Annotated in this window: 18 protein-coding genes; 7 read left to right on the forward strand and 11 right to left on the reverse strand. The window is 64.6% G+C overall.

Annotation, left to right across the window (positions count from 1 at the left end):
- Positions 1 to 82: 82 nt before the first annotated feature.
- The 3 genes from FJ430_RS14175 to otnK form a co-directional block, all read right to left on the reverse strand.
- Positions 83 to 793, reverse strand: coding sequence for a GntR family transcriptional regulator (locus FJ430_RS14175; protein WP_140707775.1), 711 nt, complete (start codon positions 791 to 793; stop codon positions 83 to 85).
- A 136-nt stretch (positions 794 to 929) separates the two neighbouring features.
- Positions 930 to 1574 carry a class II aldolase/adducin family protein gene (locus FJ430_RS14180; protein WP_140707773.1) on the reverse strand — a complete coding sequence of 215 codons (645 nt, stop codon included), beginning with the start codon at positions 1572 to 1574 and terminating at the stop codon, positions 930 to 932.
- 5 nt (positions 1575 to 1579) lie between these two features.
- Positions 1580 to 2857 carry a 3-oxo-tetronate kinase gene (otnK, locus tag FJ430_RS14185; RefSeq protein ID WP_140707771.1) on the reverse strand — a complete coding sequence of 426 codons (1278 nt, stop codon included), beginning with the start codon at positions 2855 to 2857 and terminating at the stop codon, positions 1580 to 1582.
- Positions 2858 to 2965: 108 nt separating this feature from the next.
- Between otnK and FJ430_RS14190 the strand changes: the two genes are divergently transcribed.
- Positions 2966 to 4198 carry an aminotransferase class III-fold pyridoxal phosphate-dependent enzyme gene (locus tag FJ430_RS14190; protein ID WP_181175492.1) on the forward strand — a complete coding sequence of 411 codons (1233 nt, stop codon included), beginning with the start codon at positions 2966 to 2968 and terminating at the stop codon, positions 4196 to 4198.
- Positions 4199 to 4213: 15 nt separating this feature from the next.
- Here FJ430_RS14190 and FJ430_RS14195 read toward each other — a convergent pair whose 3' ends face one another.
- The 3 genes from FJ430_RS14195 to FJ430_RS14205 all read right to left on the reverse strand — a co-directional run bounded on the left by FJ430_RS14195 (position 4214) and on the right by FJ430_RS14205 (position 6957).
- Complete coding sequence (locus FJ430_RS14195; RefSeq protein WP_140707769.1) at positions 4214 to 4891, reverse strand: GntR family transcriptional regulator; 678 nt, start codon at positions 4889 to 4891, stop codon at positions 4214 to 4216.
- A 204-nt stretch (positions 4892 to 5095) separates the two neighbouring features.
- Positions 5096 to 6073 (reverse strand): transketolase family protein, encoded by a 978-nt coding sequence (locus tag FJ430_RS14200; protein ID WP_140707767.1) that lies wholly within the window; start codon positions 6071 to 6073, stop codon positions 5096 to 5098.
- Positions 6070 to 6957 (reverse strand): transketolase, encoded by an 888-nt coding sequence (locus FJ430_RS14205; protein ID WP_140707765.1) that lies wholly within the window; start codon positions 6955 to 6957, stop codon positions 6070 to 6072. The genes FJ430_RS14200 and FJ430_RS14205 overlap by 4 nt, the downstream gene beginning before the upstream one ends.
- Positions 6958 to 7061: 104 nt before the next feature.
- Between FJ430_RS14205 and FJ430_RS14210 the strand changes: the two genes are divergently transcribed.
- Both FJ430_RS14210 and FJ430_RS14215 read left to right on the forward strand, forming a co-directional pair.
- The gene (locus tag FJ430_RS14210) at positions 7062 to 8429 is read left to right on the forward strand and encodes an aminotransferase (protein WP_140707763.1); all 1368 of its coding nucleotides are present in this window, start codon (positions 7062 to 7064) and stop codon (positions 8427 to 8429) included.
- A 42-nt stretch (positions 8430 to 8471) separates the two neighbouring features.
- Positions 8472 to 9905 (forward strand): NAD-dependent succinate-semialdehyde dehydrogenase, encoded by a 1434-nt coding sequence (locus FJ430_RS14215; RefSeq protein WP_140707761.1) that lies wholly within the window; start codon positions 8472 to 8474, stop codon positions 9903 to 9905.
- A 15-nt stretch (positions 9906 to 9920) separates the two neighbouring features.
- Here the strand turns inward: FJ430_RS14215 and FJ430_RS14220 are convergent, their stop codons facing one another.
- Both FJ430_RS14220 and FJ430_RS14225 read right to left on the reverse strand, forming a co-directional pair.
- On the reverse strand, positions 9921 to 10601 hold the full coding sequence (locus tag FJ430_RS14220) for a GntR family transcriptional regulator (RefSeq protein ID WP_140707759.1): 681 nt from the start codon (positions 10599 to 10601) through the stop codon (positions 9921 to 9923).
- A gap of 81 nt (positions 10602 to 10682) precedes the next feature.
- On the reverse strand, positions 10683 to 11237 hold the full coding sequence (locus FJ430_RS14225) for a VOC family protein (RefSeq protein WP_226892191.1): 555 nt from the start codon (positions 11235 to 11237) through the stop codon (positions 10683 to 10685).
- A 133-nt stretch (positions 11238 to 11370) separates the two neighbouring features.
- On the opposite strand from FJ430_RS14225, the gene FJ430_RS14230 reads away from it, so the two are divergent.
- Both FJ430_RS14230 and FJ430_RS14235 read left to right on the forward strand, forming a co-directional pair.
- Positions 11371 to 12291, forward strand: a complete 921-nt coding sequence (locus FJ430_RS14230; RefSeq protein WP_140707757.1) for an aminotransferase class IV — start codon at positions 11371 to 11373, stop codon at positions 12289 to 12291.
- Positions 12288 to 13055: an SDR family NAD(P)-dependent oxidoreductase gene (locus FJ430_RS14235; protein ID WP_140707755.1), complete on the forward strand. Its 768-nt coding sequence runs from the start codon at positions 12288 to 12290 to the stop codon at positions 13053 to 13055. Before FJ430_RS14230 ends, FJ430_RS14235 begins: the two co-directional genes overlap by 4 nt.
- Before the next feature lie 3 nt (positions 13056 to 13058).
- Here FJ430_RS14235 and FJ430_RS14240 read toward each other — a convergent pair whose 3' ends face one another.
- From FJ430_RS14240 to FJ430_RS14250, 3 genes are all read right to left on the reverse strand, one after another.
- Entirely contained in the window at positions 13059 to 15245 is a 2187-nt protein-coding gene (locus FJ430_RS14240; protein ID WP_140707753.1) for a thiamine pyrophosphate-dependent enzyme, read from the reverse strand.
- Positions 15246 to 15429: 184 nt separating this feature from the next.
- Positions 15430 to 16551, reverse strand: a complete 1122-nt coding sequence (locus FJ430_RS14245; RefSeq protein WP_140707751.1) for an NAD(P)/FAD-dependent oxidoreductase — start codon at positions 16549 to 16551, stop codon at positions 15430 to 15432.
- 2 nt (positions 16552 to 16553) lie between these two features.
- Positions 16554 to 17243, reverse strand: a complete 690-nt coding sequence (locus FJ430_RS14250; protein WP_140707749.1) for a GntR family transcriptional regulator — start codon at positions 17241 to 17243, stop codon at positions 16554 to 16556.
- A 163-nt stretch (positions 17244 to 17406) separates the two neighbouring features.
- Here FJ430_RS14250 and FJ430_RS14255 point away from each other — a divergent pair, with 163 nt between their 5' ends.
- Positions 17407 to 18783, forward strand: a complete 1377-nt coding sequence (locus FJ430_RS14255) for an aspartate aminotransferase family protein (protein WP_140707746.1) — start codon at positions 17407 to 17409, stop codon at positions 18781 to 18783.
- Positions 18784 to 19039: 256 nt separating this feature from the next.
- On the forward strand, positions 19040 to 20098 hold the full coding sequence (torT, locus tag FJ430_RS14260; protein ID WP_140707744.1) for a TMAO reductase system periplasmic protein TorT: 1059 nt from the start codon (positions 19040 to 19042) through the stop codon (positions 20096 to 20098).
- Positions 20099 to 20130: the final 32 nt, after the last annotated feature.

Consider the following 20130-nt stretch of genomic DNA (forward strand, 5'->3'; position numbering starts at 1 on the left):
AAGGCTCGGTCCTCACGGCCCATCCGGAGATTTTCCTTGAATGAAGCGAGGCCTGGATGTCGGGTTTTCTGTGGGGTGCCGACTAGCGCCGCGACCGCTGCGGAGGCTTGTCTTCGGTATCTTCCTTGCTCTCGATACCGGCGAGATGCTCGATGAATTTGCGGCCGCCCTCGATCAGGTCCTGTTCGAAGGCGCCGCGGAGCGCCGCCTCGTCCTTGGCGCGCAAGGCCGCGATCACGTTGACATGCTGATGTTGGCCTTCATAGGTCGGGTGGCCATGCGGGTAGAGCAGGCTGAGCAACGGGCCGGCCTGGATCCACAGTCTCTCGATCATCTCGATCAGATGCGGCATTTCCGATTTGCGATGAACCGCGAAGTGGAAGTCGTAATTGTGCTGAAGCGCGGCCGCGTAATCCTTGGTGCGCTCAGCCTCGATCAGCTTGTGATGGATATCTTCGAGGGTTGTCAGGAACGGCTCGTCGATATGCGGCATCGCCTTGGCGGCGGCATAGGGTTCGAGCACCAGCCGGATGTCGCGAAGCTCCAGATATTCCTTGAGGCTGATCCGCCGCACGCGGATATAGTAACCCGGCTTCATCTCGAGCGCGCCGTCCTTGACGAGTTGGAAGATAGCCTCGCGCACAGGCGTCTCGCTGGTGCCGAGTTGCTGGGCCAGGTCGCGGATCTTCAGCCGGTCGCCGGGATGAAGCCGCGCCGACATCAACTCCTGGCGAAGACGCAGGTAGATCTGCGAAGACAGGCTCGTCGCCTGAATCTCAGGCAGGTTCTGCATTTTCAGCGGACTCGCTTTTGCATCTGGCCGACTGTCCTCATGACCATACAGCACCAGGCATGTCCATATCGCGTCCCCGGCAGCGTTCGAAAATCCGGTTCATAACGAGGCTCATCGCTCCTTGCGGCCACGCTCGTTAGCCGGGCAGCAAACCCGTCCCATAATTGCCGTAACGCTCGCCGACACGCAGCATTTCTTCTTCCGGGAGCAGCACCGGCTCGCCGCCTTGCAGCGCCATCAGGTACTGGCGCGCCAGGGTTTCGAGCTTCACCGTGGTCTGGAAGGCAGCTTCCAGCGTCTTGCCGATGGCGATCATGCCGTGATTGGCGAGCAGGCAGGCCGTGCGATCCTTGAGCGCCTCGACCGCCGATGTTCCGAGATCGACCGTGCCAAAGGTGGCGTAGCGGGCGCAACGCACATCGGCGCCGCCGAAGGCCGCGACCATATAGTGGAACGACGGCAGCGGCTTGCGCAGGCAAGCCAGCGCCACGCAGGCATCGGCATGGGTATGGATCACCGCGTTGGCGGCCCGATAGGCGTCGAGGATCGCGGCATGCATGTGCCATTCGCTCGACGGAATGCCGCCAATCGCACCGCCGTCGGCTTCGACGCGGACAAGCCTGGACGGCGTCAGATTGGCGCTGTTTGCCCCGGTAGGCGTGATCAGCATGCCGCCGGCAATCCGGCAGCTCACATTGCCGCTGTTGCCGTGATTGAAGCCCTCGTCCTGCAGACGCTTCACTGTGTCGACTATCGCCTGGCGCGGTGTGTCTTCGTCCATCGTCGTCAGTGCTCCGGATGCCGCATGGATTCCAGCGTCGGCAGGAACATGTCCACAGGGCCAAGCTTTCCCGATTTGAGGCTGAGGGCGACGATCTCGCCATCTTCCGTTGTCGCCCGCGCAATGCCAGGACCCTGGTAGGCGCCAACCCTCAAGCGATCTATTCCAAGCTGCTCGACGACCGTCCCTGACGTCTCGCCGCCCGCAACGAGGAAGCGCCGCACGGCGCGCTTGCGCAGTTCCACAGAGAGCCTGCCAAGAATAGCCTCGGCGAGGCTTGCTGCGCCTTCGCGCCCATGTCTTGCCTGTGCGGTGCCAACCTGCTCCGGGCCGGCGGAGGTGGCGATCGCGATCGGGCCGGCTTCGAGATGTGTGCCTGCCCAAGCGAGCGCCTCCGCAACCGCCGCATCGACGTTTCCGACCGAAGCGATGTCGATGCGATGCACCGGCCTTGCCTGCTCGAACGCAGCGAGCTGCTCCAGCGTCCGTTCCGCGCAACTGCCTGCCAGCACGACGCCCGCGCTTTCCACCGCCGGGAGCGGCCGCTTCGGTGGCGCGTGGTCCAGCCAGCCGCGCTCGCGCCAGAGCACGGGATAGTGGCGCATGACCGGCGCGTTGCCGGTCATCAGCGGCCAATCGACGGTGAGCGCCGCGACCGCGGCAAGATCTTCCGCATAGATCGCGTCCATGATGATGTGCCGGATGCCTTGGGCGGCCAGTTGGTCGACATAGGCGCGCCGGGTCGAAGGCTCGGCCCGAACGACATTGTGCGGCAACAGCCCGACGGCGAGTTTCGACTGCCGCTGCAGCACGCGAACGAGATTGGGGTCGGTCATCGGGGTCAGCGGATCGAACCGTTTGGGCGATTCCGAAACGAGCTGCGCGCCGACGAACAGATGGCCCTGGAAAACGCTGCGCGCGAGATCGCCGGAACTCGGGCAGAAACCGGTGTGGGTGGCCCGCGTCAGGGCAAGCAGACTGTCGGCCACCGGACCGATATTGCCGTCCTCGGTAGAGTCGAAGGTGGCGCAATATTTGAAGAACAGCCGTCTCGCGCCGATGTCGAGCAGCCGCTGCGCGGCGTCTTCCGATTTCCGCACGGCCTCGGCGGCCGGAACGACGCGGGTCTTTTGCGCGACGACGACGGCGGGCGAGTTGGCGAAATGCTGGACCAAAGCAGGCCTGGTCACGAATCCGCAGTCGACGCCGAGCGCCACCAGCATCGCGGCCGTTTCCATGCCGCCGGTGAGATCGTCGGCAACGATGCCGATGATGGGCTGCATTTTCTCCGCGTCCCCAAACTATTGTGCGCGGATGATACATGATATATCGAATGCTGCAAACAAGTCTTGGCGAGTCGGGCGGCACGGCGCCAGGCGGGGCATCCTTCCATGGACCAACATTCGAAGAGCATCGACGGCGCCTTGCGTGCCCGGGCAAAGCGCGTCATCCCCGGCGGCATGTGGGGGCATCAAAATGCGCCACGCTTGCCGGCCGGCTATCCGCAATATTTCTCCCGCGCCCAAGGGTGCCGCACCTGGGACGCAGACGGGCGCGAATACATCGATTTCCTCTGCGGGTGGGGGCCGATGATCCTGGGCTATGGCGACGCCGACGTCGAGGCGGCGGCCGACGGGCAGCGGGCACTTGGCGATGCGATGAACGGCCCGAGCGAGCGGCTTGTCGAATTGGCGGAATTGATAGTCGAGACCGTCCCGCATGCCGATTGGGCGATGTTTTCCAAGAACGGAACCGACGCCACGACGGCTTGCCTCACGATCGCGCGCGCGGGCACCGGGCGCCGCAAGATCCTGGTCGCGCGCGGCGCCTATCATGGCGCCATTCCCTGGTGCTCGCCATCGGTCGCAGGCGTTACCGAGGAAGACCGGGCGCATCTTGTCTATTACGACTACAACAACGTCGAGAGCCTCGAGGCCGCGGCCGAGCTGTGCAGGGGTGATCTCGCCGCGATCCTGGTCTCGGCCTTCAAGCACGACCTTGGCAAGCCGCATGAATTGCCGACCGTGGCGTTCGCGCGAAAGGCGCGGGCGCTCGCCGACGGCGCCGACGCAGCGCTGATCGTCGACGACGTCCGCGCCGGCTTCCGCCTAGACATGGGCGGCAGCTGGGAACCGGTCGGCGTGCGCCCGGATATGGCCGCCTGGAGCAAGGCGATCGCCAACGGCCATGCGCTGGCCGCTGTCACCGGCAACGATCGGTTCCGCGAAGGAGCGACACGCATCTTCACCACTGGCTCCTTCTGGACCGCCGGCGTGTCGATGGCGGCGGCGATCGCCACAATCCGGAAGCTGCGCACGGTCGATGCCGTGGCGCATATGCAGGTCATGGGCCAGTGTTTCCGCGACGGCCTCGACGCGCAGGCGAGGAAGCATGGTGTGCCGCTCATGCAGAGTGGACCGGTGCAGATGCCGGTGCTTTTGTTCGAGAACGATGTGGATCGGAAGCTCGGCGACAGGTTCTGCCTGGAAGCGCTCGCCCGGGGCGTCTACTTGCATCCCGCACACACGCTGTTCCTGTCGGCTGCCCACCAGCAGGCCGATATCGATCAGGCGCTGGCGGTGACGGACGAGGCTTTGGCGGCGGTCGCGCGGCTGGTGGCCTGACAAGGGTTACGGCGGTTACGGCGCGACGAAGCCTTCGTGCCCCTGCAGGAAGCGCAGGAAATCCTCGCCGCCCAGGATGAGGTCTTGCTCCATGGCGGCGCGCGCCTTTTCCGAATTCTTCTCGCGCAGGCCCTCTATCACCGTCTCGTGCTGGGCGGCGCCGACATATTTGTGCTCGCCTTCCTTGAAGAAGACGGTCAGCATCGGCCCCATCGACACCCACAGGCTCTCGATATGAGCGACCAGCATTTCCATGCCGGACAGCCGATAGACGGTGAAGTGGAAGTCGCGGTTGTAGCGAAATGAAAGTTCCGGATCGCTGGCTCGGTCCGCCTTCTCGAACACCTTCTGGATGGCGGTCAGCTTATCGATGTCATCCTTCGTCGCGTTCTGTGCCGCGAGCCCGGCGGCAAGGCCCTCCAGCGACAGCCTTATGGTGCGGACCTCCATGTAGCGCGCCAGCGTCAGCGCCGGCACGGTGACGAAACGCCCCGAGCGCAGCTCGAGCCCGCGCTCGCTGACCAGCCGCAGGCAGGCTTCGCGGGCAGGGGTGACGCTGGTGCCGAGCTGGTCGGCGAGATCCTGCATCACCAGGCGCTGCCCGGGCCGGAACTGCCCCGCGATCAAGCCTTCGCGAAGGGCGACATAGGCGCGTGCGGAAAGGTTGCCTTGCTCGAGCGGCTGAATGTTCACGGCAAAGGTCTCCTCGGCATTGTTATCTGGCGTCTTCTGCCGGCAGTGATTCTACAGGATATAACCAATAGACGCTTTTTCCTTCACTGTATTGTGGAGCCTGCTAGAGCAGGATGACGTTACGTTGAATCGTCATCCTGCTCAGCTGTTTGTTGGGAGCATGATCTTTTCCGAAAACCGGTTCCCACTTTTCGGGATCATGCTCTAAGCGAGCAGGGATTGGGCGACGCTTTCGACGCCGGGAGCGTCGAGCTTGTAGTGGCGATAAAGGTGGGTCGGCGGCGCGATCAGGCTGTATTCGTCCTTGATGCCATGCCGCACAAGCCGTGCGCCGCCGCCTTCCTCGGCCAGCACTTCGGCGACGGCGCCACCCAGGCCGCCGAGGATATTGTGTTCCTCGACGGTCAGGATGAAGCGCGACTTGCGCGCCGCTGCCATCACCGCCTCGCGGTCGAGCGGCTTGATCGTGTGCATGTCGATGAGGCCGACGGAATGCCCCTTGGCGTTCAATGCTTCCATCGCCTGTTTGGCCGAGTGCACCGCCATGCCGCAGGCGATGATGGTGAGGTCGTTGCCGATGCCGTGGACCACGGCCTTGCCGAATTCGAACGGCGCGTCCTCGGCATAGACGACCGGGTCGTGGCCGCGCGAGATGCGGAAATAGATCGGCTGCGGATGGTTGACGGAAGCGCGCAGCGCCGCGGCGAATTGCGGGCCGTCCGCGGTGGAGACGACGGTGAGGTCGGCAATCGAGCGCATGATCGCGATGTCTTCCGTGGCGTGATGCGAGGTGCCGTAGAAACCGAGCGAGATGCCGGTGTGGTGACCGATCAGGCGAACCGGCTGCGCGCAATAGGCGACGTCCATGCGGATCTGCTCGCAGCAAAGCAGCGCGAGGAAAGACGCGAAGGTCGCCACATAGGGCATGACGCCGGTCGTCGCCATGCCGGCCGCGGCCGAAACCATGTTCTGCTCGGAAATACCGAATTGCGTAAAGCGCTCGGGAAAGCGCCGGGCAAAGCCGACGAGGCCGTTGGAATGCTGCAGGTCGGCGGTGCCGGCAACGACCGGATGGCCGGCTTCGGCAAGCTCGATCAGCGTGTTGGCCAAAGTGGCAAGCGAAGGCGCGCGCTTGTTCAGCTCGCGGTACTGCCAGCTGTCGGGATGCAAGGCCGCGCTCATTCCGCACCTTCGAGGATCATATCGCGGGCACGCGCTTCGTCCTCCGGCGCGAGATAGCCGAGATGCCAGCCGGGTTCGGTTTCCATATAGTCGATGCCTTTGCCCTTGACCGTTTTGGCGATGACGCAGCAGGGTTTTTCGCGGCCGGTGTCGGCCTTGACCTTGCGCAGCAGGTTGGCGAGCGCGACGACGTCGTGGCCGTCGACCTCATGCACTTCCCAGCCGAAGGCACGCCACTTCTCATCGAGCGGTTCGATCGTCGCGACGTCGTCGACCTTGCCGTCGAGCTGGTAGCCGTTGCGATCGATGATCGCGACGAGCTTGCCCAGCCGGTGGGTGGTGGCGCTGATGGCCGCCTCCCACACCTGCCCTTCCTGCATCTCGCCGTCGCCGAGCAGGACGAAGACGTTGAAATCCTTTCCATGGAAGCGGCCGCCGAGCGCCATGCCGACGCCATTGGACAGGGCATGGCCGATCGAACCGGAGCTGAAGTCGATGCCCGGCACCTTGCGCATGTCGGGGTGATCGCCGAGCGGGCTGCCGAGGCGGGTGTAATCGTCGAGCCAGGAGCGGTCGAAGAAGCCGAGATCGGCGAGGATTGGAAACTGGCCGACCGCCGCATGGCCCTTGCCCATCAGGAAACGATCGCGTTCCGCCCAGTTCGGCTCGCCGCGGCGCAGCCGCATCGTGTCGTAGTAGAGCGTCGAGAAGATCTCGGCGCAGGAGAAGACCGACGAGTAGTGGCCGACCTTGGCGATCGAAATCAGCCTGATCGTCTCCAGCCGCACGAAGCGCGCGCGCTCGCGCAGGCTGGCAGCCTGTTCGTCCGAGATCCCGTCATTGCCGCCGTTGCTCGGCCATCGGCTCTCGCCTGAAGACGCCATGCTCAATCTCCTCCGTTTCCAGTTATCCGACCCTCGACAACTTATAAGTTATAAGATATCTGGTTGAGCCGCAAGAACAATCATCCGCTCTTAGGGAACAGGAAATGCTGCACAATTCGGCTCGGGCAATCGACATGAGCCTGCATCTGCATTCGCAGACGGACCCGCGGCGGCACGAGCAGGATGGGCCGCTGATCATCTCGGGCGGCGACGGCGTCTATGTCCACGATGATGCCGGAAACCGCTATATCGAAGGCATGGCCGGCCTGTGGACGGCGTCGCTCGGTTTCAACGATCAGAGATTGGCCGCCGCTGCGGCTGCCCAATTCGCCAAGCTCGCCAACTACCATACGTTCAACCATCGTTCGAACGAGCCCTGCATCGACTTGGTCGAGCAGCTTGCGGCGGTCTCGCCAATTCCGGACTGCAGGATATTCCTGGCCAATTCGGGCTCCGAAGCCAACGACTCCATGGTCAAGCTAGCCTGGTACTATCAGGCGGCGCGCGGCAAGCCCGGGAAGCGGCGCATCATCAGCCGCAACGGCGCCTTCCATGGCAGTACGGTGATGGGCGCAGTGCTGAGCGGCCTGCCGCACATGCACCGCTCGTTCGGCATGAACACCGATGACGTCCTCTTTGCCGGCAAGCCGCATTTCTACCGCGAGGCGCGGGACGGGGAGAGCGAGGAGGCGTTCGCCGACCGGCTGATCGCCGAACTGGAGGCGATGATCCTGGCGGCCGGCCCCGAGACGATCGCGGCGATGATCGCCGAGCCGGTGATGGGGGCGGGCGGTGTCGTCGTGCCGCCGCAAGGTTACTTCCCCAAGCTGCGCAAGCTGCTCGACGAGCACGACATCCTGCTTCTGGCCGACGAAGTGGTCTGCGGCTTCGGCAGGACCGGCAATTGGTTCGGCAGCCAGACTTTCGGTTTCAAGCCCGACATGTTCTCGGTCGCCAAGGGTCTGTCCTCGGGCTACCTGCCGATCGCGGCGGTGGTCGTGTCGGACGCGACCTACCAGGCGATCGCGGACGAAGGGCACCGGAACGGCGTCTTTGGGCACGGCTTCACCTATTCAGGCCATCCCGTCGCCTCGGCCGTCGCCGCCGAAGCGTTGCGCATCTATCACGAGATCGATGTCGTCGGCCGTGCCCGGACGCTGGGCGCGCAGATGTTGGAAGCGCTTCGCAACGCGCTTGCCGACCATCCGATGGTCGGCGAGATCCGCGGTGTCGGCCTGCTGGCCGGCATTGAGCTGGTCGCCGATCGGCGCACCAAACAGGGTTTTCCGGCCGAGGCCAGGGTTGGCGCGCAGGTTGAACGCGCTTGCCGGCAACGCGGCATCATCCTGCGCAACATGGGCGACGTGTTGGCGCTCTGCCCGCCTTACATCATCGAGCCGGACCAGATCGACGAACTCGTCCGCGCGCTTTTTCTCGCTATCGAAGACACCAGGGAGAGCCTCTCGCTCTGAGGCTTGGCTGCCATGACAATCACCATCAGACAGGACAAAAGCATGTACCCAGAAGTCGAGCTTTTCATCGACGGCAAGTGGGGACCGGCGGCTGGCGGCAAGACGCTCGAGGTTCGCAATCCCGCCACTGACGAAGTCATCGGCTCGGTTGCGGTGGCTGGCGCCGCCGATCTCGATCGGGCGCTCGCAGCAGCCGAACGCGGCTTCAAGGTCTGGCGCAAGGTCTCGGCCTTCGAGCGCGGCAAGGTGATCCGAGAAGCCGCACGGCTGATGCGCGAGCGTGCCGGCAGGATCGCCGGCCTGCTCTGCCTCGAACAGGGCAAGCCGCTGAGCGAGGCGACGATCGAAGTTCTTGCCTCGGCCGATATCCTCGACTGGTTCGCGGAGGAGGGGCGTCGCACCTATGGGCGCATCGTGCCGGCGAGAGCCAGCAACGTCCATCAATTGGTCGTGCGCGAGCCGGTCGGGCCGGTCGCGGCGTTCACGCCGTGGAACTTCCCGGTGTCGCAGACGATCCGCAAGATCGGCGCCGCGCTCGCCACCGGATGCTCGATCATCGTCAAGCCGCCGGAAGGGACGCCGGCCTCGCCCGCCTGCCTCGCCGACGCTTTCAAGGATGCCGGGCTTCCCGACGGCGTGCTTAATCTCGTCTATGGCAACCCGCCGGAGATTTCGAGTTACCTGATCCCGCATCCGGTGATCCGGAAGGTGTCCTTCACCGGCTCCGTCCCCGTCGGCAAGCAACTCGCCGCGCTCGCCGGCCAGCATATGAAGCGCGTGACGATGGAACTCGGCGGGCATGCGCCGGCGATCGTCTTCGACGACGCCGACCTCGACAACGCGGCGGCCCTGCTGGCGGCTGCCAAGTTCCGCAATGGCGGCCAGGTCTGCGTCTCGCCGACGCGTTTCCTTGTCCAGGAGAAATCCTATGCGCCGTTCGTCGACAAGCTCGTCGGCCATGCGCGCGCTATCAAGGTCGGCGACGGGCTGACCGAGGGCACCCGCATGGGGCCATTGGTCAATGAACGCCGGCTGCAAGCCGTCGAGGCGATGATTTCCGAAGCGGTGGCCGAGGGCGCCAAGCTCGAGACCGGCGGCAAGCGCATCGGCAACAAGGGCGCTTTCTTCGAGCCGACCGTGCTCAGCGACCTGCGCCCCGGCATGCGCATCATGAACGAGGAGCCATTCGGTCCAGTGGCGCTGGCGATGCCGTTCGCGACGTTCGACGAGGCGGTGGCCGAGGCTAACCGGCTGCCCTACGGGCTCGCGGCTTACGCCTTCACCCGTTCGCTGAAGACGGCGACCGAGCTTGGCGCGGAGATCGAGACCGGCATGCTGACGACGAACCATCTCGGCCTGGCGCTGCCGGAAGTGCCCTTCGGCGGCGTGAAGGACAGCGGCTACGGTTCCGAAGGCGGCTCGGAAGCGCTGGAAGCCTATCTCGTCACCAAGTTCATCAGCCAGGCGGGATTCTAGTGGTTCGCGCCTGGGCTAGGCGAACATCTCGGTGTGTTGTTCGAGCTGCAGGCGGGTGCGACGGATGTGGCCGTAGAGAATGAGGCCGGCCTGTTCGCCGTCATGCCGCTTCAGCGCTTCGAGGATCAGTCGATGCTCGTGATGCACCGCCGTCATGCCGGCCTTGCCGACCGATGCGGCGAACGCGCGGCGGTATTGCTGGGTGGTGTTCCAGAATTTGTGGATCATCTGGGCGAGCTGAGGCATCCGCGCGCCCTCATAGCTCAGGAGATGAAACTCGCGGTCGAGCTGCAGGAACTCGTCGATGCCGTCAGCGGCCTCGATGCGCGAGACGAGGTCTTCCAGGCGCGCAAGCGTTTCGGGCGAAAGGTTGGCGCTGCTTTCGGACAGCGCCAGCGGCTCCAGCCGCTCGCGGATCTTGTAGATCTCGATGCATTCGGCGCGGTCGAGCTTGGAAATCCAGGCGCCGCTGTTGGGCACGAGGATGACCAGCCCCTCGCTTTCCAACTGCCTCAGCGCCTCGCGCACCGGAATGCGGCTGATACCGTACTCTTCGGCGAGCTCCTCCTGGCGGACGCGGCTGCCCGGCCGCAGCCGCCCCGACAGGATGGCGTCGCGCAGCGCGTCGGTGACGCGGCCGCTGGCCAGGGCGGCGCCGTTGCCCTCGGTTCCGCCGCTTGTGCGTCTGCCGGCCATGATCTCAATTCCCCGCATCGTGTCGATCCCGAAGATGTTAGTGCATCGGTGAGCGGGTGGGAATCGGCACGAACCAACCACTCACAGGTGAGGGCTGGCGGGATGCCAGAGCCGGCGGTCCGTCTCGCGCTCATAGGCCTTGCCCTTGGGAAAGGAGACCAGCTCGAGCTGCATGCCCCAGGGGCTCAGGAAATAGACCCAGCTCTGACCGGCGCTCGGCCCCTCGATGCGCACCGTCGGCTCGCCGAGCACACGCACGCCATGCGATCTGAGATAGGCGACAGCCTCGCCGATATCGTCGACATAGAAGGCGAGGTGGTGTCCGCCGACGTCACTGTTGCGGGGCTGGGTGCCGTTGCTGCCGGGGGCGGAATATTCGAAGATTTCGAAGTTGGAGCCGTGACGGCAGCGCAGGAATTTGAGCCGCTTCATCACCGTCCGGGGGTGGACGTTGAGATGGGTTTCCATCCAGTCGCCGTCGGACTGGAAAGGCCCGAGCTCATAGAACGGCTCGCAGCCGATCACCTCGACGAAGAAACGGACGGCTTCGTCGAGATCGGGCACGGTGAAGCCGATATGCTCGGTGCCGCGCAGTCCGGGCAGGCCTTTCATGGTATCCGTCGCTTCCATGCTCATGATCGGTACGATATCTCGCAATTCCTGCGGAAACGTATCCAATTGATGGTCGTTGGCAAGAGAAATAGCCATTCTGGCCGAATAAATCGTAGCCATTGTATCCAATACTAGCGCCGCTTTGGAGGAGGTTTGCATGAACGACAGGACAGAATACGATCCCGCATTGGGCATAGCCTTCGTCAACAGAAGCTACGTGCCGCTCGCCGAGGCCACGATCCCGATCACCGACCGGGGTTTCGTCCGGTCCGATTCGACCTATGACGTCACCCATGTCTGGAAGGGCCGCTTCTTCAGGCTCGACGATCATCTCGAGCGCTTCCTGGCTTCCATGCGCGGCCTGCGCATGAGCCTGCCGCTGTCCAAGGCGGAAATGGCCGATATCCTCGTCGAATGCGTGCGCCGCAGCGGACTTCGCGACGCCTATGTGCAGATGACCTGCACACGCGGCGTGCCGCCGGCAGGCACGCGCGATCCGCGGCTTTGCCAGAACCGGTTCTATGCCTTCGCGCAGCCTTTCGTCTGGATCGCCAATGACGAGCAGCGCCGCGACGGGCTGAAGATGGTGGTGAGCTCGGTGCAGCGCATCCCGCCCGAATCGCTCGATCCGCGCATCAAGAATTTCCACTGGCTCGATCTCACCATGGGCATCTTCGAGGCCTACGACAAGGACGCCGTCGTCGCCGTGCTCAACGATGGCAAGGGCAATGTCACCGAAGGCGCGGGCTTCAATGTCTTTTCGGTGAAGGGCAACGTCATCGCGACGCCGGACCGCGGCGTCTTCGAGGGCATGACGCGCCGCACGGTGATCGAGATGGCCGGCGAAGCAGGCGTGACCTGCGAGGTGCGGCCGCTGCCGATCGAGGAACTGCGCGACGCCGACGAGATCTTCATCTCCAGCTCCGCCGGCGGCATCATGCCGGTGACGGTGCTTGACGGCCGCATCTACGGCAACGGCAAGCCCGGACCGATCACCAACCGCATCCACGATCTTTACTGGGCAGCACACAGGGCGGGTCCGCTCTGCACGCCGGTCAGTTACGAGACGGCCGCATGAGCGCGCAAGCACAACGTGTCTTCCTGGTGACCGGCGGCACGCGCGGTATCGGCGCGGCCTGCGTCGAGCGGCTGGCGGCGGATGGCGCGCGGGTCGTCTTCACCGGGCGCGACCGGGCCGCCGCCGATGATGTGATCGCCGCGGTTCCCGGCGCCGTCTTCGCCGCCGGCGACGCGACCAGCGAGGCCGACTGCAAGCGCGCGGTCGACGTCGCGCTGGAACTCGGTAGGGGGTGCATCGCCGGCCTGGTCAACAATGCCGGCGCCGGCGGGCGCGGCGCCTTCGACCAGACGACGCTCGACGATTGGAACAGGACGATGACGGCCAACGCGACCTCGGCATATCTGTTCACGCGTCATGCGCTCGCGGGTCTGCGGGCCGCTCGCGGCGCCGTGGTGACGATCTCGTCGGTGGCCGGCCTGGTCGGCGAGGAGGGGCTTGCGATCTACACCGCCTCCAAGGCAGCGCTGATCGGCCTGACACAAGCGCTGGCGCTCGAATACGGCTCGGAGGTGCGCTTCAACGCTGTCTGCCCGGGTCAGATCGCAACGCAGATGATGGCAAAGACGCTGGCCATTCCGGGCCGGCGCGAGAAGCTGGAAAAGCGCATTCCCGCGGCGCGCCTCGGCACACCGGAAGATGTCGCGGAGGCGGTCGGCTGGCTGCTGTCTCCCGCGGCGGGCTTCGTCAACGGTGCGGTGCTCAGCGTCGACGGTGGCGAGACCGCCGGCTTCATGACGCCGCGCGACGATCCGAAGGCCTGACTTTCAGCCAAGCGGCCGACCTTGGTCGGCCATCACCTGGCGCAAGCCGCGCTCGATGTCGGCGGGGCGTGCGCAAGCGGCGCCCTCGAGCACCTTGGAAATGCTCGGCGAGGCCTCGCCGCCATGGACACGCTGGATCGGCTGGTCAAGCCAGTCGAAGCAGCGGTTCTGGATCTCGGCGGCGAGCAGGCCGCCATAAGACGTGCCGCGCGCGCCTTGCTCGACCACCAGCACATTGCCGGTCTTGCGGATCGAAGCTTCGATGGTCTGCCAGTCCAGCCCGGCGCGATCGAGCGAGCGCAGGTCGATGACCTCGGCGTCGACGCCGAGACGTTCGACCGCTTCAAGCACTGGCCGCACCGTGGCGAGGTAGGTGAGGATCGTCATGGCCGTGCCCTGGCGCACCACCTTGGCCTTGCCGAGAGGGATGAAGTAATCGAGGTCGTCGATCGGCGCCGGTCCGGTCGAATTGTAGAGATCGACATGCTCGATGACGAGCACCGGGTCCTTGCAGCGCAGCGCGCTGTTCATCAGACCGACATAGTCGAAGGGCGTCGATGGGGCGACGATGCGCCAGCCGGGCGAGGTGGCGAAGATGCCGGCCGGATCCATGGAGTGCTGCGAACCGTAGCCGGTGCCCATGGCGACCTTGGTGCGCAGCACCAGCGGCACGTCGATATCGCCGCCGAACATGTGGCGCGCCTTGCCGATCTGGTTGAAGACCTGGTCGGCGGCCACCCACATGAAGTCCGGATACATGAACTCGACAACCGGAATATAGCGGCCATCCATGGCGATGCCGCCGCCGAGCCCGGTAAAGGCGGCTTCGCTGATCGGCGTGCCGAGCACCCGGTCGGGGAAGGCGGCGGCAAGGCCGCGCGTCGCGCCATTGGTGCCGCCCTTCAGCCGGTGCACATCTTCGCCCATGACGACGATGCGGTCGTCCGTCGCCATGCGCCGCTGCATGACATTGGCGACGGCGTCGATGAATTTGGCGTTGCCGTCGATCGCGCCGCCGAAGGTTTCCAATTCCTCGGTGCGCGTCCTCGCGAATTCCGAGAGGTCGCCGCGTATGCCGTGGTCGCGGAAACCTTCGTCCGGCCAGAGCGCGGGCTTGATGCGGTTTTTGCCGTCCACCTGCTCGACGAGTTCGGCGGCGACATCGGCCATCAGCGCAAGCGCGCGTTCGTGCAGAGCGGCAACGCCCGAGCTGCCGATGATCTGACGCTGTTCCATTTCGCTCGCCAGCCGGTCGAGCGGGTCGCGCGCCCGCCAGGCCGCTTCCTCCGCCTTGTCGCGATAGCCGAAGGCGCTGCCGGGCAGAGGGCCGTTCTGATGGAAGTAGCGATAGACGTCAGCCTCGATGATGGCCGGCCCGCCGCCGTTGCGCATCAGCTCCATGGCTTCCTTCGTCGCAAGATAGACGGCGAGGGGATCCATGCCGTCGACTTTCCAGGCGGGAATGGCGAAGGCCGATCCGCGTGCCGACAGGCGCGGCTCGGCGGTCGCTTCCTCGACATGGGTCGAGACGGCATAGCGGTTGTTCTCGATGAAGAAGCAGAGCGGCAGCTTCCAGGCGGCGGCGATGTTCATCGTCTCCAGCACCGAGCCGATATTGACCGCGCCGTCGCCGAAATAGGCAAAGGCGACGTCGCCTTTGCCGGCCCGCTTGTGCGCCCAGGCGGCACCGGCCGCCAGCGGCACGCCGCCTCCGACGATCGCGTTGGTGCCGAGATTGCCGGCCTCGGCCCAGCGCAGATGCATCGAGCCGCCGCGTCCCCGGCAAAAGCCTTGCGCCAGGCCGAGGATCTCGGCGAGCGACCTCTTGGCCAGACCGCGGATTGCCGATGAGAACTCCGCCGCGGGCAAGAGGCCGTCGGGCGCGACATAACGGATCGACTTGGCGAGAAACTGGTGATGCGCGCGATGGGATCCATTGATCTGATCGCCAGCGCGCATCAACGCGGCCGAGCCGACGGCGCCGCCTTCCTGGCCGACCGCGGAATGGGCCGGACCGTGCACCAGGCCCTGGCCCGCGAGCTCCAGCACTTTCTCCTCGAAGGCGCGGATGAGATGGGCCGAAACAAGCATCGATTCCAGCGCGGCCGGATCGGCGTCGTCCCAGTCGGCGCTTGTCGTGCGCAGTTCGCGCCAGGGGGCTGATGGGGCCAATGTTGCGTAGTCGGGCATCAGGACTTCCTGGCGGGTTCGTGACTGGGTCGAGAAGCGTATTGGATACGATAGAGACGTTTATTGCCTTTTGAAAGGCGAAAATTGTCAAAATAGGTTTGTCATTGGATACAATTAATATGTCAGCTTTCGTTGCGGTAGGCGCGCGGGTACCGACCGGCCTCAATGCTGCGCGTCGGCGCCGTCAGTCCGCCTCAGGCGCGAGAATGCGTGTCACATGTTCGGCAATCGCCAGGCTGGAGGTCAGGCCGGGGCTTTCGATGCCGAACAGATTGACCAGCCCGGCGCTCCCATGGGTCGTCGCATCCTGGATGACGAAGTCGCTGGTTTCTTCGCCCGGGCCGGAGAGTTTCGGCCGAATGCCGCTATAGGCAGGCTGCAGGCTGTCGTCGGCCAGATCCGGCCAGTATTTGCGGATCGCGTCGTAGAAGCGTTTGCCGCGCGCCGGATCGACGCGGTAGTCGAGCGTGTCCGTCCATTCGACGTCGGGCCCGAACCGAGCCGTACCGCCGAGATCAAGTGTCAGGTGGACGCCAAGCCCGCCCGGTTCAGGCACCGGGTAGACCAGCCGCGAGAAGGGCGCCCGGCCCACCACCGAGAAGTAGTTGCCCTTGGCGTAGCGAAGTGTCGGCAAAAACCGCCGGTCGAAGCCTTCGAGCGAGCCCGCCAGCGCAACGGCGCCGAGGCCGGCCGCGTTGACGAGGCGCGACGTAGCGATCTCGAAACCCTCGCCGCTTGCCGTGTCCATCGTCTGGAGCACGATGCGGCCGGCATCGATGCGGCCCGAAACGATGCGCGTGTTGAGCGACAGCATGGCGCCGCTTTCTTCGGCGTCGCCGAGCAAGGCGAGCATGAGCGCTTTGCTGTCGATAATGCCGGTGGAAGGCGAGAGCAGCGCTTTGGTGCAATGAAGCGCCGGCTCCAGGGCTTGCGCTTCAGCGGCGGAAACGAAGCGCAAATCTTCCACGCCGCAGGCTGCGGCGCTGGCGCGGATCGCGGCAAGCACGGGTTCCTGGGCCTCGTCGGTTGCGACGATCAGCTTGCCGGAGCGCCGATGCGGGATAGCGCGTTCCGCGCAGTAGCGGTAGAGCATGTCGCGGCCGGCGACGCAGAGCCGGGCCTTCAGCGATCCTTGCGGATAGTAGATGCCGGCATGGATCACTTCCGAATTGCGCGAGCTCGTCTCGGTGCCGATGGCATCCGCCGCCTCGACGATGAGCGTGTCCAGGCTGCGCGCGGCCATCTTGCGCGCAATCGCCAGACCGACGACGCCGGCACCGGCGACGATGCAGTCGATCTGTTCCATTCTCAGCCCGCCTTGGCCGTGTCGGCGGCGCGCCTGCTGAACAGCCGTTCGAGAATCACGTTTCCGCCCTCGGTGATGTCGGCGATGATCGCACGTTCGGCGCCATCGGCATCTTTCCTTTCGACCGCGGCGAGCACTGCGTGGTGATTGTCGATCATGGTCCTGCCGCCTTCATGATAGGATTCCGCAATCAGGGGACCCATCTGCAGCCACAGCCGGTTCAGGATGCCGCGTAGCACAACCATGTCGCCGATGTCGGCAAGCGCGAAATGGAAGGTCTGGTTGAGCTCCAGCGCTTCCGTCCAATTCCTCTCGGTAATGGCGCTTTCGTTGCGGGCAATCAGATGGCGCAGCCGCTCGACATCCCTGGCCGTCGCCTTGAGCGCGGCCTCGCGCGCGGCGAGGCCTTCGAGCTTCAGCCTGATCTGGCGGATCTCCCGATAGCGTTCCAGCGTGATGATGGGCACGCGCACCTCGCGCGCCGATTTCTGCACCAGCGCCTCGTCCTGGATCAGGCGCAGGATCGCATCCCGCACCGGCGTGACGCTGGTTCCGAGCGACTGGGCGAGGTCGCGGATGGTCAGCCTGGCATCCGGCGCGAAGCGTCCCTTGACCAGCGCCTCGGCGACGCGCGCATAGACGGTCTCGCCGAGATTTTCGCGCTCGAGCGTTTCGAAGCTGAAGCTCGCCATGCCGTTCCCGTCCCATTTTTGGCTGCCGGCCCAAAAGGGCTTGACAGTATATCTTATAAGAAACATGATGCATCAAACAGCATAAAGCAAGAGGGAACTGCGACCCTTGGACGAGGGGGAGGCAGGGCAATTTCCGCTTGGACACCTGCAGACAGGAGCCGTGATGGACGCCAGACCGAATTCCCCCGAAGCCCGCGACATCCGCTATCACCTGCATGGCTATACCAATGCCCGCAAGCATCAAGAGACGGGTCCGCTGGTCATCGAAAAGGGCGATGGCATCTATGTCGAGGACATTGCAGGCAATCGCTACATCGAGGCGATGGCGGGCTTGTGGAGCGTCGCCGTCGGCTTCTCGGAAAAGCGTCTGGTGGATGCTGCGACAAGGCAGATGTCGAAGCTGCCCTTCTATCACGACTTCGGCTCGAAGGCGCATTCGCCGCTGATCGACCTGGCCGAGCAGCTGGTGCAGATGGCGCCGGTGCCGATGAGCAAGGCCTATTTCACCAATTCCGGTTCCGAGGCCAACGATACCGCGATCAAAATGATCTGGTACCGGTCGAACGCGCTCGGCCAGCCGGCGCGCAAGAAGATCATCAGCCGCAAGCGCGGCTATCATGGCGTCACCATCGCCTCGGCGAGCCTGACCGGGCTGCCCAACAATCATCTCTCCTTCGACCTGCCGATCGCCAATATCCTGCACACGTCGACGCCGCATCATTGGCGCGACGCCCAGCCCGGCGAGAGCGAAGAGCAGTTCTCCGCGCGGCTCGCCGACGACCTGGAAAGACTCATCCTTGCCGAGGGGCCTGAAACGATCGCCGCCTTCATCGGCGAGCCGATCATGGGCGCCGGCGGTGTCGTCGTTCCGCCCGCCGGCTATTGGGAAAAGATCCAGGCGGTGCTGTCGAAATATGACATCCTGCTGGTGGCCGACGAGGTCATCTGCGGCTTCGGCCGCACCGGCGAGATGTTCGGTTCGCAGACATTCGGCATCAAGCCCGACATCATGGTGCTGTCGAAGCAGATTTCCTCCTCCTACCTGCCGATCTCGGCGCTCATCATCAACGACAAGGTGTTCGAGCCGATTGCCGACGAGAGCGACCGCATCGGCACGTTCGGCCACGGCTTCACCGGCGGCGGTCATCCGGTCGCCGCGGCCGTCGCGCTGGAGAACATCAAGCTGATCGAGGAGCGCGACCTGGTCGGCAATGCGCGCAAGGTCGGCGCGCATCTGCAGGCAAGGCTCAACAAGCTCGCCTCGCATCCACTGGTGGGCGAGGTGCGCGGCGTCGGTCTCATCGCCGCGGTCGAGCTCGTCGCCGACAAGGCAAGCAAAGCGCCGTGGGGCAAGCCGGCGGCGCTCGGCGCGCTGGTCAACGGCTTTCTGCAGCAGAACGGCGTCATCTCGCGCAATATGGGCGACGCGATCGCCTTCTGTCCGCCGCTGATCATCACCGAAGCGCAGGTCGACGCCTTGGTCGATGCTTTCGAGCGATCGCTCGACGCCGCCCTGCCGCAGGTTCATCCGCGGGGCTAAGCCAGCCTATGGCAGTCGAAACGCCCTGTCGGGTGAGCGGCCTATCGCGCATTGACACATAAGATATAAGATGTAAGTTGAGAGTTAAGCGACCTGAATAGGCTAAATGGATACATTTAGGCGAAATTCAGCGTTTGAAGTTTGAAATGCCAACGAAGAAGTGGCAGATTGGATACAAAACTGATCGGGCTAAACCGGTCGATCGGGTCAACAACTCCAGGCCCTCCAAGGGCAGCTGTTCAAATGGGAGACTGATATGAGTGGATTGAAGAAGTCACTGGCTTTGGCGCTGTCGGCGACGGTGCTGTCGGCCGGAATGGCGCATGCCGCCGACTGGTGGCCGTTCAAGATCGCCTCGGCGAAGGATGGCGACCTCAAGAACGTGGGAGAGATCGAATACAAGCCGCTCGACAAGGCAGAGAAGCCCTGGAAGCTCTGCGTGCTCTTTCCGCATCTGCAGGACAGCTATTGGGTGTCGGTGGACTATGGCATCGTCGAGGAGGCCAAGCGCCTGGGCGTCAAGGTGACGGTGCTGCAGGCGGGTGGATACACCGCGCTGCCGAAGCAGATCTCGCAATATGACGACTGCGTCGCGGCGGGCGCCGACGCCATCCTGATCTCGGCGATCTCGGAAGCCGGCGTGGCAGCCAAGATCAACGAGGGCATGGGCAAGGGCATCGTCAACATCGCCGTCGCCAACCCGATCCTCGAGACGCCGATCACCGCCCGCATCACGCCCGACTTCTACCAGAAGGGCTTTCAGACCGGCGAGTATGTGAAGAAGTTCCTCGGCGACAAGCAGGGCACCGCCGTGGCGTTCCCGGGCCCGCAGGGCAGCGGCTGGGCCGAAACCTACATGAACGGCTTCCGCGACAGCACCAAGACCGGCAACATCAAGCTGGTCGGCGAAATGTTCGGCGAGGCCAGCGTGCCGGCGCAGCTCAAGCTGGTCGAGGATGCGCTGCAGACCCATCCGGACGTCAACGTCATCTGGGGCGGCGCGCCGACGGCGGAAGCCGCGATCGGCGCCGTCGCCGACGCCGGCCTGAGCAACGTGACGATCATGTCCTCCTACGAGAACCAGACCATGCTGAAGGCCGTCAAGGACGGCTCTGTGCTGGGCTTCGCCACCGAGTATCCGGTCATCATGGGACGCATCGGCGTCGACCTCGCGGTTCGCGCGCTGGAAAAGAAGGATCACGAGAAGGTCCTGCTGGTTGCCCCCGGCATCGTTACCAAGGACAATGTCGACAAGATCGACACGACCCAGATCTTCGCGCCGGACAACTGGCGCCCCGAGTTCTCGGTCGAATAGCGTAGCCGCATACGCGGCCCGCACATCGCGGT

Source organism: Mesorhizobium sp. B2-8-5 (assembly GCF_006440675.2).
GTDB lineage: Bacteria > Pseudomonadota > Alphaproteobacteria > Rhizobiales > Rhizobiaceae > Mesorhizobium.

Bases quoted from the DNA above. Each gene is read 5' to 3' on its own strand.
- FJ430_RS14235 (WP_140707755.1), top strand. From the start codon at position 12,288: ATGAGCGCGCAAGCACAACGTGTCTTCCTGGTGACCGGCGGCACGCGC.
- otnK (WP_140707771.1), bottom strand. From the start codon at position 2,857: ATGCAGCCCATCATCGGCATCGTTGCCGACGATCTCACCGGCGGCATG.
- FJ430_RS14255 (WP_140707746.1), top strand. From the start codon at position 17,407: ATGGACGCCAGACCGAATTCCCCCGAAGCCCGCGACATCCGCTATCAC.
- FJ430_RS14200 (WP_140707767.1), bottom strand. From the start codon at position 6,073: ATGAGCGCGGCCTTGCATCCCGACAGCTGGCAGTACCGCGAGCTGAAC.
- FJ430_RS14215 (WP_140707761.1), top strand. From the start codon at position 8,472: ATGTACCCAGAAGTCGAGCTTTTCATCGACGGCAAGTGGGGACCGGCG.
- torT (WP_140707744.1), top strand. From the start codon at position 19,040: ATGAGTGGATTGAAGAAGTCACTGGCTTTGGCGCTGTCGGCGACGGTG.
- FJ430_RS14210 (WP_140707763.1), top strand. From the start codon at position 7,062: ATGCTGCACAATTCGGCTCGGGCAATCGACATGAGCCTGCATCTGCAT.
- FJ430_RS14220 (WP_140707759.1), bottom strand. From the start codon at position 10,601: ATGGCCGGCAGACGCACAAGCGGCGGAACCGAGGGCAACGGCGCCGCC.
- FJ430_RS14180 (WP_140707773.1), bottom strand. From the start codon at position 1,574: ATGGACGAAGACACACCGCGCCAGGCGATAGTCGACACAGTGAAGCGT.
- FJ430_RS14190 (WP_181175492.1), top strand. From the start codon at position 2,966: ATGGACCAACATTCGAAGAGCATCGACGGCGCCTTGCGTGCCCGGGCA.
- FJ430_RS14245 (WP_140707751.1), bottom strand. From the start codon at position 16,551: ATGGAACAGATCGACTGCATCGTCGCCGGTGCCGGCGTCGTCGGTCTG.
- FJ430_RS14225 (WP_226892191.1), bottom strand. From the start codon at position 11,237: ATGAGCATGGAAGCGACGGATACCATGAAAGGCCTGCCCGGACTGCGC.
- FJ430_RS14240 (WP_140707753.1), bottom strand. From the start codon at position 15,245: ATGCCCGACTACGCAACATTGGCCCCATCAGCCCCCTGGCGCGAACTG.
- FJ430_RS14205 (WP_140707765.1), bottom strand. From the start codon at position 6,957: ATGGCGTCTTCAGGCGAGAGCCGATGGCCGAGCAACGGCGGCAATGAC.
- FJ430_RS14250 (WP_140707749.1), bottom strand. From the start codon at position 17,243: ATGGCGAGCTTCAGCTTCGAAACGCTCGAGCGCGAAAATCTCGGCGAG.
- FJ430_RS14175 (WP_140707775.1), bottom strand. From the start codon at position 793: ATGCAGAACCTGCCTGAGATTCAGGCGACGAGCCTGTCTTCGCAGATC.
- FJ430_RS14230 (WP_140707757.1), top strand. From the start codon at position 11,371: ATGAACGACAGGACAGAATACGATCCCGCATTGGGCATAGCCTTCGTC.